This is a genomic window from Serratia sp. LTN-2 (assembly GCF_059740205.1).
Map to the genome: position 1 here is coordinate 43,926 of NZ_JCAXDO010000004.1, position 16,392 is coordinate 60,317.

A 16,392-nucleotide genomic window follows, 5' to 3' on the forward strand; every position below is an offset into this window, starting at 1 on the left:
TATCTGACTGTATACTTATACAGTGTTACTGGAGGGTGCGATGCGTAAAATCATTCATGTCGATATGGACTGCTTCTTCGCGGCGGTGGAAATGCGCGACGATCCCAGCCTGCGCGATATCCCATTGGCGATTGGCGGCAGCGCCGATCGGCGCGGGGTGATCAGCACCGCCAACTACCTGGCGCGGCGCTACGGCGTACACAGCGCCATGTCCACGGCGATGGCGCTAAAGCTGTGCCCGCATCTCACCCTGCTGCCGGGGCGCATGGCGGCCTACAAAGAGGCTTCGCTGCATATCCGTGAAATCTTCGCCCGCTATACCCCGTTGATCGAGCCGCTGTCGCTCGATGAAGCCTATCTCGACGTGACCGACAGCCCGCAATGCAACGGCTCGGCGACGCTGATCGCCCAGGAGATCCGTCAGGCGATCGCCGACGAGCTGAATCTCACCGCGTCGGCCGGTGTCGCGCCGATCAAGTTTCTTGCCAAAATCGCTTCCGAGATGAACAAGCCGAATGGGCAATACGTGATCACCCCGGCGCAGGTGCCGGCGTTTTTGCAGCAGCTGCCGCTCAGCAAGATCCCCGGCGTCGGCAAGGTGACCGCCAAACGGCTGGAGGAAGTGGGGCTTATCACCTGCGCCGACGTGCAGCAATACGATTTGGCGCAGCTGCTCAAGCGCTTCGGCAAGTTCGGCCGGGTGCTGTGGGAGCGGTGTCAGGGCATCGATCGGCGCGAAATCTCGGCGGAGCGGCTGCGTAAATCGGTGGGCGTGGAGCGCACGCTGGCGGAAGACATTCACGACTGGGAAGATTGCGAAACGCTGATTATCGACAAACTCTACCCCGAGCTGGAGATGCGGCTACGTAAGGTGAAGCCGGATCTGCACATCGCCCGGCAGGGCGTGAAGCTGAAGTTTCAGGATTTTCAGCAAACCACCCAAGAGCACGTGTTCCCGGTGCTGAATCAGCAGGATTTGCTGGCGGTGGCGCGGCAGGCGTGGCGCGAACGGCGTGAAGGGCGCGGCGTGCGGCTGGTGGGGCTGCATGTGACGCTGCTCGATCCGCAGCTGGAGCGGCAGCTGGCGCTGTCGTGGGAATAAAAAAGCCGGCGATCGCCGGCTTTTTGCGTTAAGCGCGCAGATTACGCGCGCTCAGGGATCGCTTTCAGCAGCGAGGTCAGCAGCTTCCAGTACAGACCGACGCTTTCGATATGCACCTGCTCATCCGGCGAGTGCGGGCCGGTGATGGTTGGCCCGATCGATACCATATCCATGTTTGGGTACGGTTTTTTGAACAGGCCACATTCCAGGCCGGCGTGGATCACCATGATGTTCGGCGTCTTGTCGAACAGATCCTGATACAGCTCGCGCACCAGGTGCATCACCGGTGAATCGGCGTCCGGCTGCCAGCCCGGGTAGCCGCCCTTCGGCGCCACTTTGGCGCCGGCCAGCTGGCCCAGCGCGGTCAGCATTTCGACCACGTAGTCTTTGCCGCTGTCGATCAGAGAGCGGATCAGGCAGATGATTTCCGCTTCGTTTTCGCTGGTGGTGACCACGCCGACGTTCAGCGAGGTTTCCACTACGCCTTTTACCGCGTCGCTCATGCGGATCACGCCGTTCGGCGTGCCGTTCAGCAGCGCGAGGAAGCGCTGCTGGCTGTCGGCGCTCAGCGCCTGCGAAGCGCTGGTGGTCGGCTCCAGCAGCACGGTGATGTTCTTCTCTTTGGCGGAGAGTTCGTTCTGCAGCACCGCCAGGAACTCCTGGCTAAGCGCTTTCAGCGCGTCGGCTTTGTCCGCCGGCACCGCAACCACCGCAGAGGCTTCACGCGGAATGGCGTTGCGCAGGGTGCCGCCGTTCAGATCCAGCACGCGCAGGTTCAGCGCCGCCGCATGGGCGAACAGGAAGCGCGCCAGCAGTTTGTTGGCGTTGCCCAGCCCGACGTGGATCTCGGCGCCGGAGTGGCCGCCTTTCAGGCCCTTGAGGGTCAGCTTCAGGGTTTGGTAACCGGCCGGCACCGCTTCGCGCTGCAGCGGCAGGGTGGTGATGAAGTCGATACCGCCGGCGCAACCCATGTAGATTTCGCCTTCTTCTTCGGAATCGGTATTGATCAGGATGTCCGCCTGCAGCCAGTTCGGCTGCAGCCCGAAGGCACCGTCCATGCCGGCTTCTTCGGTCATGGTCAGCAGCACTTCCAGCGGGCCGTGCTCAACGCTGTCGTCGGCCAGCACCGCCAGGGCGGAGGCCATGCCGATGCCGTTGTCGGCGCCCAGCGTGGTGCCGCGCGCTTTCACCCACTCGCCGGCGATATAAGGCTGGATCGGATCCTTGGCGAAGTCGTGCACGGTGTCGTTATTCTTTTGCGGCACCATGTCCAGGTGCGCCTGCAGCGCGACCGGCTTGCGGTTTTCCATGCCTTTGGTGGCCGGCTTGCGCAGCAGGATATTGCCGACCTGATCACGCTCGGCGTGCAGGTTCTTCTCTTTGGCCCAGGTGAGGATGTGCTGCGCCAGCGCTTCTTCATGATAAGAAGGGTGCGGGATAGAACAGATCTTGGCGAAAATATCCCACAGCGGCTGTGGCGAAAGCTGAGACAATTCAGACACTATAAGTCTCCTGTGACGGCAGGCTCCGACAGGACGGGCGTGCCGCGCGGTTGAGGTGAGCGGGTATCTGTGCGTCGTGGCACGATCATCAGAGAATATCACTTTATTTCCGGCGGCGCGCGCCCCGTATTGTGCGGTTTAAGCGCTTGATCACACGGCTTCGCGGTGGGAATGTTCGCTTTTTCAGCATCAATCACCGAAAAGCCGCGCGGCGGAAATCGCGAGGTTTTCCTCGGTACAGCTGGAATTCAACGCGGCCAGTCTCTATAATCTCGCGCAACCTTTTTTCCCCTGAACTATAAAGTAAGCCGCTTCACCAGCCGGCTGGGACACGATTCTATGAGCGAAAAATACGTTGTTACCTGGGATATGCTGCAAATACATGCACGCAAGCTGGCGCACCGCCTGCTGCCTGCCGACAAATGGACCGGCATCATTGCCGTAAGCCGCGGCGGTCTGGTGCCGGCGGGCCTGCTGGCGCGCGAACTGGGCATTCGCTATGTGGATACCGTCTGCATTTCCAGCTACGACCATGACAACCAGCGCGAAATGAAAGTGCTCAAGCGCGCCGAAGGCGACGGTGAAGGCTTCATCGTAGTAGACGATCTGGTGGATACCGGCGGTACCGCAAAAGCGATCCGCGATATGTACCCGAAAGCGCATTTCGTCACCATCTTCGCCAAGCCGGCGGGCCGTCCACTGGTGGACGACTACGTGGTCGACATCCCGCAGGACACCTGGATCGAGCAGCCGTGGGACATGGGCGTCAGCTTCGTTCCCCCTATCGGCGGTCGCTAAGCCCAGCCAGTTCCAAATCAACGCCCGGTTATGCCGGGCGTTTGTTTAATGATAAACGTGATGGCGTTGTCAGGCTTGCCGAAGGCAAAATATAAAAAATAAGGAAAATCAATTTATTGATTTTCGGCCGTTGACCACAAAGAAGGAAAAACCACGCTTTTTCCTTCTTTGTCAGCCGCCTGACGCCCGGTTATGCCGGGCGTTTGCGTTATCTTGGTTTATCCCGCCAGAGTTAGGTACACTACCTCCAGTTAAGTAGGCCTGTTACGGCCTATCGCCAGATTTACGGAGGCTGTTGTTACCATGGCACAGGCCAACCTTTCTGAAATTCTTTTCAAGCCTAAATTCAAACACCCTGAAACCTCGACGCTGGTGCTGCGCGCGCGCAACAAAGTGAGCGCCGCCATGCATTCCGCATTGGAAGGCGACACCACCGGCAGTTGGTACCGCATGCTGAATCCGCTGCTGTGGGCCTGGCGCGGCGTCAGCCCGATCGAAATCCACGAAGTGCTGGCGCGCATCGCCGCCTCGGACGCCGAGCGCAGCAATCCGCAACGGCTGGATACCGTGGTGGGCTACCGCAACGGCAACTGGATCTACGAGTGGATCCATCAGGGCATGCAGTGGCAGCAGCGGGCGACGGAGCAGCAGGATCCGCTGCTCGGCGGCGAGTACTGGCTGAAGGCCGCGAGCCTGTACAGCATCGCCGGTTACCCGCACCTGAAGGGCGACGAGCTGGCCGAACAGGCGGAGATGCTGGCTAACCGCGCTTACGAAGAGGCGGCGCTGCTGCTGCCGTATCAGCTGAAAGAGCTGGAGTTTCGCATCGAAGGCGGCGGCAGCGTCACCGGTTTCCTGCACATGCCGGAGAAGGGCGAGGCGCCGTTCCCGACGGTGCTGATGTGCGGCAGCCTCGATACGCTGCAGACCGACTACCACCGCCTGTTCCGCGACTACCTGGCGCCGCACGGCATCGCCATGCTGACGCTCGACATGCCGTCGATCGGCTCCTCCTGCAAATGGAAGCTGACGCAGGATTCCAGCTACCTGCATCAGCAGGTGCTGATCCAGCTGGCCTCGGTGCCGTGGGTGGATCATCAGCGGGTGAGCGCTTTCGGCTTCCGCTTCGGCGCTAACGTGGCGGTGCGACTGGCCTATCTGGAGCCGCAGCGGCTGCGCGGCGTGGCCTGCCTGGGCCCGGTGGTGCATCGCCTGCTGTGCGACGGCAGCACCCAGCTGAACGTGCCGGACATGTATATGGATGTGCTGGCCAGCCGCATGGGCATGGCTAACGCTTCCGACAACGTGCTGAAGGTGGAGCTGAACAGCTACTCGCTGAAAATGCAGGGGCTGTTGGGGCGCCGTTGCCCGACGCCGATGATCTCCGGCTACTGGGAGCGCGATACGCTCAGCCCGAAAGAGGAGTCGCAGCTGATCGTCACCTCCTCGGTGAGCGGCAAGCTGATCGCCATCCCGCGCACCCCGGTCTACGACAGCTTCCACCGGGCGTTGCTGCAGATGTCCGGCTGGCTGAAGGACAAAATGCGTTAATTAGTTGCTAAATTTTAACAGTTTGTTAAAAAGAGTGGTCTACATTGAGGAGGTTAGAGAATGACGTTACCGAGTGGTCACCCTAAAAGCCGACTAATGAAACGTTTTGCCAGCTTGGGGCCGTACCTGCGTGAAGGGCAATGTGAAAACGACCGTTTTTTCTTTGATTGTTTGGCCGTCTGCGTCAATGTAAAGCCCGCTCCGGAGAAGCGTGAGTTCTGGGGCTGGTGGATGGAGCTGCAGGCGGAAGAGGCGCGCTTCACCTATTCTTACCAATTCGGCCTGTTCGACAAAGAAGGCGACTGGACGGCGCAAAACATTAAGGATGATGAAGTGAGCGCCAAGCTGGAAGACACTCTGCGCGACTTCCATCGCCGCCTGGGCGAGCTGCTGGCGACCATGGATCTGGGGCTGGAACCCGCCGACGATTTCAAAGAAAAACTGATCAAACTCTCCGCCTGACCCCGTTTGACCACGTATTGTGCTGATTTCGCGTTGTGCCTGTTGGCATAACGCGTCTCTCCTGTTACAAAGACCTTTGCACTCTTCTTCTCATCATTACACACGGCAGAAATACTATGAACGGCAGCCAGACATTGGTTGTGAAATTGGGCACCAGCGTGTTGACCGGCGGATCGCTGCGTCTGAACCGCGCCCACATCGTCGAATTGGTGCGCCAGTGCGCGCAGCAACACGCCGCGGGCCACCGCATCGTCATCGTCACCTCCGGCGCGATCGCCGCCGGGCGCGAGCACCTGGGCTACCCCGAGCTGCCCGCCACCATCGCTTCCAAGCAGCTGCTGGCGGCGGTGGGGCAGAGCCGACTGATCCAGCTGTGGGAACAGCTGTTCTCCATTTACGGCATCCACGTCGGGCAGATGCTGCTGACGCGCGCCGATCTGGAAGACCGCGAGCGCTTCCTCAACGCGCGCGACACCATGACGGCGCTGCTGGACAACCGCATCGTGCCGGTAATCAATGAGAACGACGCCGTCGCCACCGCCGAAATCAAGGTGGGCGACAACGATAACCTGTCGGCGCTGGCGGCCATTTTGGCCGGGGCCGACAAACTGTTGCTGCTGACCGATCAGCAGGGCCTCTACACCGCCGATCCGCGCAACAACCCGCAGGCCGAACTGATCCGTGAAGTGCACGGCATCGACGACGCGCTGCGCGCCATCGCCGGCGACAGCGTTTCCGGTCTGGGCACTGGCGGCATGGGCACCAAACTGCAGGCGGCCGACGTGGCCTGCCGCGCCGGCATCGACGTCGTGATCGCCGCCGGCAGCAAGCCGGGCGTGGTGGCGGACGTGATCGAAGGCAAGCCGGTGGGCACCCGTTTCCACGCGCTGGAAACCCCGCTGGAAAACCGCAAGCGCTGGATCTTCGGCGCGCCGCCGGCCGGTGAGATCACCGTCGACGACGGCGCGGTGGAAGCCATGATGGCGCGCGGCAGCTCTCTGCTGCCGAAAGGCATCCGCGAAGTGAAGGGCGACTTCTCGCGCGGCGAAGTGATCCGCATCCGCAACCTGGCGGGGCGCGATCTGGCGCACGGCGTCAGCCGCTACAACAGCGATGCGATGCGCATGATCGCCGGGCACCACTCGCAGGAAATCACCGAAATCCTCGGTTATGAATACGGTCCGGTGGCAGTGCACCGCGACGATATGATTGTCAGTTAAGGAGTGAGCATGCTGGAGCAGATGGGGAAGGCCGCCAAGCAGGCCTCCTGGCAGCTGGCGGTGCTGAGCACGGCGAAGAAGAATCAGGTGCTGTCGGTGATGGCCGACAGGCTGGAAGCCAACAGCGAAGCGATCCTGCTGGCGAACGAACAAGACATGGCGCAGGCGCGCGCCACCGGCATGAGCGAAGCGCTGCTCGATCGCCTGCTGCTGACCCCGGCGCGGCTGGCGGCGATCGCCAATGACGTGCGCCAGGTGTGCCGCCTGAACGATCCGGTCGGCCACGTGCTGGACGGCAACCTGCTGGACAGCGGGCTGAAGCTGGAGCGCCGCCGGGTGCCGCTCGGCGTGATCGGCGTGATTTACGAGGCGCGCCCGAACGTCACCATCGACGTCGCCAGCCTGTGCCTGAAAACCGGCAACGCGGTGATCCTGCGCGGCGGTAAAGAGACGCACAACACCAACCAGGCGACGGTAAAAGTGATCCAGCAGGCGCTGGAACAGTGCGGCCTGCCGGCGGCGGCGGTGCAGGCGATCGACAGCCCGGATCGCGCATTGGTGAACGAACTGCTGCGCCTGGATCGCTATGTCGACATGCTGATCCCGCGCGGCGGCGCCGGCCTGCACAAGCTGTGCCGCGAGCAATCGACCATCCCGGTGATCACCGGCGGCATCGGCGTGTGCCACACCTATGTGGATGCCGACGTCGATTTCGACAAGGCCCTGACGGTGATTGAAAACGCCAAGATCCAGCGCCCGAGCGCCTGTAACTCGCTGGAGACGCTGCTGGTGAACCGCAGCATTGCCACCGAGTTCCTGCCGGCGCTGAGCGCCAAAATGGCAGCGGCGGGCGTGACGCTGCACGCGGCGGAAAATGCGCTGCCGCTGCTGCAGGGCGGCCCGGCGACGGTGGTGCCGGTGAACGCGGAAGATTACGACGACGAATGGCTGTCGTTGGATCTGAACGTGCTGCTGGTGGACGATATCGATCAGGCCATCGACCACATCCGCACCCACGGCACCAACCACTCCGACGCGATCCTCACCCGCTCGCTGAGCAGCGCCGAGCACTTCGTGCGCGCGGTGGACTCCTCGGCGGTGTACGTCAACGCCAGCACCCGCTTCACCGACGGCGGCCAATTCGGCCTGGGCGCGGAAGTGGCGGTGAGCACCCAGAAACTGCACGCCCGCGGCCCGATGGGCCTGGACGCGCTGACCACCTACAAGTGGATCGGCTACGGCGACGATCTGGTGCGCAGCTAGGGCCGGATTGCGGTCAGAAAGAGGTCAGGGCGCAGCATGCTGCGCCCTGATTGTTTTTGGGGAAGAGAACTTAAGCTAAGAATCCGTTTACCCGAGAGGGGCTCCCCTTCATGCCAGCTTTTTAGCGTTACGCCCAATGCGTTCCATAATTGGCCCGGTATTCACATCCAGTAACCACGCGATCAAGGCAAATTCCACGACATCCAATTTCCTTTCACCATTTTCAACTTTGGCGATAAAGGATTGTGGGCGGCCAAGTGCTTCGGCTAACTTGACCTGAGTGATGCCTTTTTCTATACGAGCGTCTCGAAGTATTTTTATAACCAATTGATATTCTGCTGAATAAACTGAGGTCATGACGTTTTCCGCGAGTGATATCCCAAAATCGAATATCTGCGATTGCCGTAATTATCCCAAAACGGGATAATTACGGGGCAAGGTAATCAGGAGGATTAAACATGATGGATAAACAAGATTGGCATCCGGCGGACGTCATCGCCGCTTTGAAGAAGAAGGGCACGACTTTGGCGGCAGTTTCCAGAAAAGCTGGATTGGCATCTTCTACGTTAGGCAATGCTTTGGCTCGACATTGGCCAAAAGGGGAGAGGCTGATCGCTGAAGCATTGGAGTTGGCGCCGGCGGAAATATGGCCTTCAAGATATGGCGCTATGATGCACCGTGAGTGAATGACGGGAGCTACACGAGCCGCGTTGATGCTCGTGTGGTACGGCCTTCAAATCGCCGCTGATGATAAAACAACCAAACGCCCCGGCGGCTATTGACTCATTTCGTGCACAGGTCTACCTTGTTCAACGCACTTCCGGCTTGCCCCGCAGGCCCGGCTCGATGCCGATATAGCTCAGTTGGTAGAGCAGCGCATTCGTAATGCGAAGGTCGTAGGTTCGACTCCTATTATCGGCACCATCTCTTCTTCAGATTCTCTCTGTTTCTCTTGCAAGCATTGCAATGCAGCGTTGTGTACCACGCCAGCTTGCGTTGATGCTGGAAAAGGCTCACGGCATATTACGCACCTGACGGCCTTCGGCTATGTGGTGCCGTAAACGCTGAGAGAATGTAATAACACTCTCCCAGCGCAGCGACGTTATTTTCCTCTCAACCGCATGACACTCTGACAGTCAGCCGGATGAGGAAACGGCGGGAGGCTTAACCACCGCGCCCCGTCGCTGAGCCTGCGTGGGCATCACGCCCCCCCAAGGATAGGCCGGCTGCTGTTCTTTCTCATACTGATAAACAATGAGTTGCGCCAGGTTGCGGTGGTCATAACGGCGGCCAAAATTGAGCGCAATGCTGCTGGGGGCGGCCAAAATCACGTGGATGCGTTCGGCGCCGCACGCCGTCAGCATTTTGACCTGCTCGATAAATTGCAGCGCCAGCCGGGTTTGTTTGGACAGCGACCAGTGATTACCGAGCGTTGTGGAGCTCAGGGAGAGATGCGACAGCGGGTAGGCCGGGAAGGTTTGGCGTATGGCCGCAATGTCCGCCTGGTAGGACACCGAGACCGCCAGCACCACATCTTTGGCCGCTGAGGTGACGAGGCTTTCCATCAGGGTAAAATCGTCGCCGTCGTCGTCGGCCTTGTTGTCAATCAACCGCCAGGCCTCTTGCGCTCTGTCCCAGTCATAGACGCAGACCGGGCCATTGTCATCGAGAATGGCGCCAATGTAGAAGGTGAACGGAACCGGCAATTGCCCGCCATACACCAGCGTCAAGTCCTGATGGTCGATACCGTCAATGCGGGTGGCGATATTGCTGGCCAGCGTGCTGATATTGTCGTCAAAGGCCTCTTCCGGGTGACTGATTGCGCCATCCCGCATCCGCTGCGTCATATCGAGGGTTAATGCGTCTATCTTTCCGTTGAAATGACGCGAGACCGTTTTGTGCAGCGGCGTTGTCGCGACTTTGCGCAGCGCTCTCCCTTCGATGACCACCCCCTTTTTGCGCACCGTGATTTTAGCCTCCCGGTAGGCGTCGACCAGCAGCCAGACAAATCCCCCCAGAATGATAAACACCGCCACAAACGTGACGGCAGAGTCCGAGATGACATTCCCCTCCGAGACGGCCAGCGAAAAGCGGGCATCGCCTTTCTCCAGCGTTAACGCCTTCCCCAGCAAGTTGTTCCCCCCCAGGAGCCCGGCACCCAGCAGCATGATGAGGTACTGGATTTTCCGTTGGCGCGTTTTCCAGTCGACCAGCTTGATCAGAATGTATTTTACCGTTTCCATGTCAGCGTTTTTCCCTCATGTGTGCGTTGATTTTCACAAACATCTCGGCCTGATACAGTGCGTCATCCAGCGCGTTGTGGCTGCCGTGGTTTTTGAGATTAAATCGGGCGTCGATACGGCTGGAGCGGGTGTCCTGCCAGTCGCAGCCGGTGGCGCCCATGTACAGAGCCTTGATATCGAGGGCGGCAAAGCCAAACGGGTTATGGCCGAGATAAACGTGAAAGTAGTAATTGATGAATGACCAGTCGAACGCCGCATTGAAACCGACAAAAATCGGTTTGCTCGTGGCGTCGGTGACGGATGTTACCCAGTGGGCAAATTGCTGCATGGCCTCTTTCGGGTCAGTGCCGCGCGTTATTTGGGTCTGCAGGTTGAAATCGGTGACGGCCAGCGCTTCAGGCTCGTAATGCAGATTCAGCGGCTGCACTTCAATGTAAAAGCGCTCCACCGGGCGGCCGATGACGCAGGCGCCGATGGAGAGCAGGCTGCACACGCCGGGGATGGGGCCGGCGGTTTCAATATCGACCGAGATAAAGCCTTCATGTTCAACGCTCATTTTTAACCTCGCTGGGGCGTGGGTGCTTGCCGCCGCCTTCCCAGTGGCCGGTGTGCAGCCACTGTTCAAAATAAAACAGCCAGAGCGACGCCCAGGGAATGAGGGTGTCGCTGATTTTTAACTGGGCGCGCCATTCGCTGAGCCCATCGTCGGCCTGTGAACGGGGCAAAAACAGGCACAGCCGCGCGCCGGGAATATGCCTGTCGGCGGGATACAGGTGCGGGATGGCCCGCGTGCCAGCGAGTGCGAAAAGGTCAGGTTCTGTCACCACGCAAATGGGTGGGGTGCCGAGGCTGTACCGAACCGCGACCCTGTAGCGGCGGCTGAACAGCGAGGGCTGCAGCCACCCTTCCCACAGCAGGGTGCGGTCGTGATGGATAATGCGCAACCGTTCATATGGGCCGCCGGCTTTCAACGCGCGATATTGCTGAGCGATGGTCAGCGGTTTGCAGTGATGCCTGATAACCACGTTAGTCACCGTAGAAGGTGTTTTTAGGCACGCCGGCCTGGGCTGCCGTACCGGCGAGGCCGGTGGCAATCAGCCCGCCGGTTTTCTTGTCAAGATGCAGGCTGCCTTGTTCTCTGGCTGACTGCATATGCTCCATCAGACGTTGCCTGACGACATCGACCGGGTCTTTGCCGAAGCTGTCTTCGAGGCTCAGGAACAGGTTATCTTCCCCCACGCTGGCGGCGATGGTGTTAAACGTCGCCTGGGCCGCGGCATGCCACTGGTAAAAGGCTTCGCTGCGCTGAGGGCCCTCATCCTGCTCTGAACGGTTCCACTTCTCGGCGAAGTTTTCCTCCGGCATGTGCGGGTTGCTGACCTGTATTTCTCTCTGTGTCGACACGATGAAATTCGGCATCAGTTCCAGGACGTCTAACAGGATATCCAGGTCGTTGTCGTAGGCGCGCCTGTCAGCAATGATGTGGTTGTAGGCATGGCACGCCAGTGTGGTGATGATGACCGAAATCGGGCGGCAGCGCTGCCGGACCTCATCCTGCTCGATGGCCCATTCGTCACGGTGGCGTTTGAGAATTTGTACGATGCGATTAAGCAATTTTTTATCGCTGCTGTCCGGCAGCGGGAGTAGCGCTTCGGTGCCGACGCGGCTGGCGGAATCCATGACCAGAATGGTGCGCAGGGGCTGCGCGCTGGCGCTGCTCTCGAACCACTCGGCGTAGCCGCTGGGGTTGGACTCCTTCCAGGCGGTTTGTGCATCCACGACCCACAGCGGCTGGCCCGGATGTGCTGCGCCGGTGTGATCGCGCCCCGGCGTGATATCCAGATGGTAATCCCCGGCGTAATTGATGCGAAACCCGCGCGGTAACTCACTTAATAGCGTTTTGTAGGTTTTATGTGATTCCAACCGTTGGCGAATGGCCGATATCACGCCGGTATAATCCGCCTGGGTGGCATGTGGCAGATAACAAATCAGGTCAATATCGTATTGCTCTTCATTTTTGGGCTTAACGGTGGTGTTGAGCCGCACGCTGCCCTGCGGGTAAATAACGGCGTCTTGCAGCAGCGGATCGTCGCCTTCAGCCAGGAAGGTGCCGACCCCGTTATAGGCACTTTCGATGTTGGCATATTGGGTTTTGGTGAGATCCAGCGTTTCAATAATTTGCGATAATAAATCGGCGATACGCTGCTTTTTTCCTGCCGGCAGGTTTCTGGCGGTAGTGGAACCGTACATAGTATTTCCTTATGCTATGGGGCCGCTGTACTGCGGGCGTGAGAACGCCACAGCGGCCAATAATAAAAAGGGGTGAAGCGATGGGCCGCAAGCGGGCCCACAAACCGTATCAGTCATGAAACTCGGGTGACGTCAGGGACATTCCGGCAGGCTCAGCAGGTTATTAGGCTGTTCACCGTCATTTTGCGTTTTGAGGTATTTATTGCCCGCCGCGCTGGTTGAGACAATCACCCAGACGGAATGGCCATTGGCAGTGACCCAAAAACGCCAGGTGCCTGCCTCGATACCGGCAATGGCATCTGCCTGGGGCAGTGACCAGCGGGTGCCATCAGCATTGACGCCGCCGATAGCCTGAATGCGCTCATGCGCATTTTGACGGTCGGATTTTTTGATACAGGTAACTTGATGGTCTGACATAGAAACTCCTTGATTCTCGGAATATTTACGCATAGGCGCAATGGTAAGGTTTAACTATGAGGCTTGATGTGTTTTTAGATAATCTGTGCGAAACAGCCGTAATGAATCCATAGTAAACTAATGATAAGTTGGCTTTTATTGATGGTGAGGCTAATTATATTAGCCGTGTTAATCATGTTTTTTGTTTTTATTAAAGTCAATATTAAATAAGGTTTTTTTATTTTTGAGTGCGTTATTTTATAATTTTGATGAATAATATTTGTAAATTATATTTTTAGGCGAGGTTTTCTTAGCGTTTTCGCTATGAGATTAATAGGGCGTGTTTCTGTTGATGCGAATGGCTTTAGCCAGCAATGAACTGAAAAAATAAGAAATGTTATTGTTTACTTGGCATATGGCAGCCTGCTTTCTCATAAACTATGAGAGGCACCTCTGGTCAAGCGACTGAGCTAACCATGTCACAGCCATTTGCGTCTCAGTTACATGAGCGGCACCATCGTACAGATGGCGTCTGATGGATTCGCTAGAGCCAAGCAAACCCGATATATGCTGCTCGTCAGGCGGCTGATTTATAAATAAAAATAGGATGATATGATCTGGCGGTTTTGTGGTGTGGGATCTACACAGGTGAACGGCCGCTAAGCATCGGTCATCCAGGCGATCACCGATGCTAATTTAGCTATTTGAGATAAATTACCGGTCCGCCGCGCAGATAAGATAGCCGGTATTGATGGATTTTACCAATATCAGGTTATCTTTCAGGCGCCATATCTCTATCTGAAAATCGATGCCGGGCAATGCCGGTAAGATGTCCGCCAGCCAAAGGTCTTCTGGCGTGGTGTCGCTCGGATGCGTAATCACCTTGCTGATATTCGCCTGTTTGACCTGATTTATCTTCTGCGGCGCCAGAGTAAAATAGCTGAATCTGGAAAGCAGGTAGCTGTTCTCATCGGTTTTGACTTTCCCCAGCAGGCTAAAAAAACCTTCGTGTTCATTTTTCAGGAACAGGGTGAGGCGGCCATCAAACAGCGTGAATCCTTTGTCTTTTTGTATGAACGTTTTGTAGTGTGAGGTGCACTTAAAAGGTTCTTCCGCATGCATGCCGAACGAAAAAAATAACAGAAACAACAGGGTATTGACCGTTATAAGCAGTTTTTTCATTTTGATGTGTTTCTCTGGCTTTTGATATTGAAGCACGTATCGTAATGGTGGCCACCGGTTTTGCTGCAAACGGATACCAGGTCGGCCCGAACGGAGTTTTTATTGATTCGATCCTCCAGATAGAAAACATCGCTGGGGATGTTCTTACAATCTACCTCTTCGTGCTTTAGGATCCCACTTATGCGTACAGTTAACTCATTATTGAGACTGTGCCGCAGTTTCCCCAGCCCATAAATTTCACATTGGTCGAGGGTGGCGATCTTCTGGTAAGGATAGCCGTCTTGATTTGTCATCTTCAGGATAACGATAGCAACTATAATGCCAAGGATAATCACGGCTGAAAAGATAATGACTCTCTGGCGCAAGAATGAAGGGGAACGTTCAGGAATAGAGTGTTCTTCCAGCGTGGTGTCCAGAGGTACATCATTATTTTCAGAAGAAGCCTTTTCATCTGCAACGGCCGCTAATCTGCTAGGTACGAAATCAAACAGGTCAATCTCTGCCTCCAGCCTGAAACCTAACTTAGGGATAGTGATAATGATTTCGTGATCGCAGCCCAATAAAGAGAAGGCCTTGCGTAACTCGCTAATGTAATTATTCAATCCGGCGTTGGAAGCCGCGAATCCATACGTCAGCCATACCTTTTCAAGTAAATCATCTCTGGCCATGCTGATTCTGTTGTTTTGTATTAGCTCCAACAGCAAACGGGTGGCAGGTTTAGTCAGCCGGGTAACTACCTGGCTGTTCTCATAAAGATGAAGCGTCAGTTCATTTGAATCAAAAACAACGAATTTATTTATTATGTATTTCATTTTTATCGATTTCGCGTAAGGGGGCCGGTGTTTGAATTAGTCAATATCCTATCGCACGGCATAAAGTTTTCAAGAAAAATCTTATCTCGAGTTGAGTTAAATATAAAAATAGAAAAATTATATTTCTCCTGTTTGTTTCAAACTCCTTAATTTGTCGTTTTTTTGATAATTATTGGAATATAAAAATAAAAAATTGGTTTTTTTCGGTGTTTAATGTTGTATTTGTTCATTTATTTAGTTTATTTTGCTGGCATGGCGATTGGGCATTAGCATTTACACATCGCCGAATCAGCGAGGAAACGTCTCCCGACTGTGCCGGTGAAGAAGGCGAAACAAAAAGAGTAGGGCGTTTGCGCAGGGCTCTTTTCTATTAAATTTATTGTATATATGGAATTAACACGATGAAACTGAACAAAATCATGCTGGCGGCCGTAATGACTCTGGGCACTATCTCTATGGCTAATGCGGCCAATCAGGGGTCTGGCACCGTTACCTTTAAAGGCTCCATCATTGATGCGCCTTGCTCTATTGAGCCGGAAAGTGTAGATCAGACCGTCAAACTGGGCGACATTGCTTCCGCACAACTGAAAGATGGCGGCAAGTCTAACCCGCAAGATTTTTTAATCAAGCTGGTTGGCTGTGATGTGAAAACCGCAACAACCCTGACGACCACCTTTACTGGTGCTGAGTCTGAGGCTGCTCCTGGACTGCTGGCGCTGAAAGGTTCTGCCCGTGGCGCCAGCATCTCCATCAACGATGTAGATGGTAAACAATTGCCACTGGGCACTGCCAGCAAGGCACAAGAAATTGAAAACGGCCAAACTACCCTGCGCTTTAGCGCGCACCTGCAGGGCGACGGCGCTTCAGCCGCAATCGTTCCGGGCGAATTCAGCTCCGTAGCCGACTTTACCCTGGCCTACCAGTAATCCCGTGACGATTATTTCGCATGGTTAATCGCATGCGGGGAAACCCGCATGCTGTTTCTGACATGTTTAATTATCGCGACGTGGGGAAAGGTATGGGCCCATTATCGGATAAATGGATATTTCTGAGCGCCATGCTGGCTCAGGTTATGCTGTATTCCTCCCCGACATTATCCGCCAATCAAGGGTATGGCGAAGTAACCATGAATGGCCGCATTATCGCTTCCGCCTGTGCGATTGATACCGATAGCATCGATCAAACCATTCGAATGGCGACTTTGCCCGTCAGTCAAATTATGCGTGATGGTCAGGGAGAACGGCAGGCTTTCAGTATTACCCTGGTGAATTGTGTGTTGGAGAAATTCAACCCGGCGTTGGAAGACTGGCGATATTTTGAAGTGACTTTTGACGGCAGGGAGGATGCCGGTTATTTCGGTATTGACGGCAGTGCCGGTGGGGTTGCCCTGCAAATTACCGATGAGGGCGGAAATATCGCTACACCTGGATTGCCTATGGCAAAAAATGATATTCGCCCGGGTGGAATGACGTTTAGTTACGGTCTGCGATTGGTGGGGAATAATCAAATATTAAAAGCGGGAGAATACTCCTCCACCGTACGATTTAAAATGGATTATTACTGATCTGTTTAAAAATGTCTGTGTGTTTTAACACAACTGTCGATAAGGGT

18 protein-coding genes and 1 tRNA gene are annotated in these 16,392 nt (G+C 56.2%); 10 read left to right on the forward strand and 9 right to left on the reverse strand.

Features of this window, described 5'->3' with window-relative positions; all coding sequences use genetic code 11:
• Positions 1-40 precede the first annotated feature (40 nt).
• Complete coding sequence (dinB, locus tag AC6BYQ_RS10055) at positions 41-1,102, forward strand: DNA polymerase IV (RefSeq protein ID WP_498056811.1); 1,062 nt, start codon at positions 41-43, stop codon at positions 1,100-1,102.
• A gap of 41 nt (positions 1,103-1,143) precedes the next feature.
• On the opposite strand, the gene pepD is transcribed toward dinB, so the two are convergent.
• Positions 1,144-2,604, reverse strand: a complete 1,461-nt coding sequence (gene pepD / locus AC6BYQ_RS10060; protein WP_019454301.1) for a beta-Ala-His dipeptidase — start codon at positions 2,602-2,604, stop codon at positions 1,144-1,146.
• A 339-nt stretch (positions 2,605-2,943) separates the two neighbouring features.
• Here pepD and gpt point away from each other — a divergent pair, with 339 nt between their 5' ends.
• The 5 genes from gpt (at position 2,944) to proA (ending at position 7,898) form a co-directional block, all read left to right on the forward strand.
• Positions 2,944-3,402 carry a xanthine phosphoribosyltransferase gene (gene gpt / locus AC6BYQ_RS10065; RefSeq protein ID WP_019454300.1) on the forward strand — a complete coding sequence of 153 codons (459 nt, stop codon included), beginning with the start codon at positions 2,944-2,946 and terminating at the stop codon, positions 3,400-3,402.
• 303 nt (positions 3,403-3,705) lie between these two features.
• The gene (gene frsA / locus AC6BYQ_RS10070) at positions 3,706-4,953 is read left to right on the forward strand and encodes an esterase FrsA (protein WP_019454299.1); all 1,248 of its coding nucleotides are present in this window, start codon (positions 3,706-3,708) and stop codon (positions 4,951-4,953) included.
• Between the two features lie 60 nt (positions 4,954-5,013).
• A complete protein-coding gene (gene crl, locus AC6BYQ_RS10075) occupies positions 5,014-5,415 on the forward strand; it encodes a sigma factor-binding protein Crl (RefSeq protein ID WP_025160082.1) in 402 nt (133 codons plus the stop codon).
• A 116-nt stretch (positions 5,416-5,531) separates the two neighbouring features.
• On the forward strand, positions 5,532-6,635 hold the full coding sequence (gene proB / locus AC6BYQ_RS10080) for a glutamate 5-kinase (protein WP_033634090.1): 1,104 nt from the start codon (positions 5,532-5,534) through the stop codon (positions 6,633-6,635).
• 9 nt (positions 6,636-6,644) lie between these two features.
• On the forward strand, positions 6,645-7,898 hold the full coding sequence (gene proA / locus AC6BYQ_RS10085) for a glutamate-5-semialdehyde dehydrogenase (RefSeq protein WP_060425303.1): 1,254 nt from the start codon (positions 6,645-6,647) through the stop codon (positions 7,896-7,898).
• Between the two features lie 108 nt (positions 7,899-8,006).
• On the opposite strand, the gene AC6BYQ_RS10090 is transcribed toward proA, so the two are convergent.
• Positions 8,007-8,255, reverse strand: coding sequence for a helix-turn-helix domain-containing protein (locus AC6BYQ_RS10090; RefSeq protein WP_498056812.1), 249 nt, complete (start codon positions 8,253-8,255; stop codon positions 8,007-8,009).
• A gap of 104 nt (positions 8,256-8,359) precedes the next feature.
• Between AC6BYQ_RS10090 and AC6BYQ_RS10095 the strand changes: the two genes are divergently transcribed.
• Together AC6BYQ_RS10095 and AC6BYQ_RS10100 are read left to right on the forward strand one after the other, a co-directional pair.
• Positions 8,360-8,584 carry a helix-turn-helix domain-containing protein gene (locus tag AC6BYQ_RS10095; protein ID WP_063991162.1) on the forward strand — a complete coding sequence of 75 codons (225 nt, stop codon included), beginning with the start codon at positions 8,360-8,362 and terminating at the stop codon, positions 8,582-8,584.
• Positions 8,585-8,746: 162 nt separating this feature from the next.
• Positions 8,747-8,822 (forward strand) — tRNA-Thr (locus AC6BYQ_RS10100).
• Positions 8,823-9,034: 212 nt separating this feature from the next.
• Here AC6BYQ_RS10100 and AC6BYQ_RS10105 read toward each other — a convergent pair.
• From AC6BYQ_RS10105 to AC6BYQ_RS10135, 7 genes are all read right to left on the reverse strand, one after another.
• The gene (locus AC6BYQ_RS10105) at positions 9,035-10,141 is read right to left on the reverse strand and encodes an SAVED domain-containing protein (protein ID WP_498056813.1); all 1,107 of its coding nucleotides are present in this window, start codon (positions 10,139-10,141) and stop codon (positions 9,035-9,037) included.
• Position 10,142: 1 nt separating this feature from the next.
• Entirely contained in the window at positions 10,143-10,697 is a 555-nt protein-coding gene (locus AC6BYQ_RS10110; protein ID WP_498056814.1) for a 3'-5' exonuclease, read from the reverse strand.
• Complete coding sequence (locus tag AC6BYQ_RS10115) at positions 10,687-11,166, reverse strand: type II CBASS E2 protein (protein ID WP_498056815.1); 480 nt, start codon at positions 11,164-11,166, stop codon at positions 10,687-10,689. The genes AC6BYQ_RS10110 and AC6BYQ_RS10115 overlap by 11 nt, the downstream gene beginning before the upstream one ends.
• A gap of 1 nt (position 11,167) precedes the next feature.
• The gene (locus tag AC6BYQ_RS10120) at positions 11,168-12,391 is read right to left on the reverse strand and encodes an SMODS domain-containing nucleotidyltransferase (protein ID WP_498056816.1); all 1,224 of its coding nucleotides are present in this window, start codon (positions 12,389-12,391) and stop codon (positions 11,168-11,170) included.
• A gap of 132 nt (positions 12,392-12,523) precedes the next feature.
• Positions 12,524-12,808 carry a DUF3892 domain-containing protein gene (locus AC6BYQ_RS10125; RefSeq protein WP_063918781.1) on the reverse strand — a complete coding sequence of 95 codons (285 nt, stop codon included), beginning with the start codon at positions 12,806-12,808 and terminating at the stop codon, positions 12,524-12,526.
• 693 nt (positions 12,809-13,501) lie between these two features.
• Positions 13,502-13,969, reverse strand: a complete 468-nt coding sequence (locus AC6BYQ_RS10130) for a FidL-like protein (RefSeq protein WP_063918782.1) — start codon at positions 13,967-13,969, stop codon at positions 13,502-13,504.
• On the reverse strand, positions 13,966-14,781 hold the full coding sequence (locus tag AC6BYQ_RS10135) for a winged helix-turn-helix domain-containing protein (protein ID WP_166729602.1): 816 nt from the start codon (positions 14,779-14,781) through the stop codon (positions 13,966-13,968). Before AC6BYQ_RS10135 ends, AC6BYQ_RS10130 begins: the two co-directional genes overlap by 4 nt.
• Positions 14,782-15,182: 401 nt before the next feature.
• On the opposite strand from AC6BYQ_RS10135, the gene AC6BYQ_RS10140 reads away from it, so the two are divergent.
• Both AC6BYQ_RS10140 and AC6BYQ_RS10145 read left to right on the forward strand, forming a co-directional pair.
• Positions 15,183-15,707 carry a fimbrial protein gene (locus AC6BYQ_RS10140; RefSeq protein ID WP_498056817.1) on the forward strand — a complete coding sequence of 175 codons (525 nt, stop codon included), beginning with the start codon at positions 15,183-15,185 and terminating at the stop codon, positions 15,705-15,707.
• Positions 15,708-15,799: 92 nt separating this feature from the next.
• Positions 15,800-16,345 (forward strand): fimbrial protein, encoded by a 546-nt coding sequence (locus AC6BYQ_RS10145; protein WP_498056902.1) that lies wholly within the window; start codon positions 15,800-15,802, stop codon positions 16,343-16,345.
• Positions 16,346-16,392 lie beyond the last annotated feature (47 nt).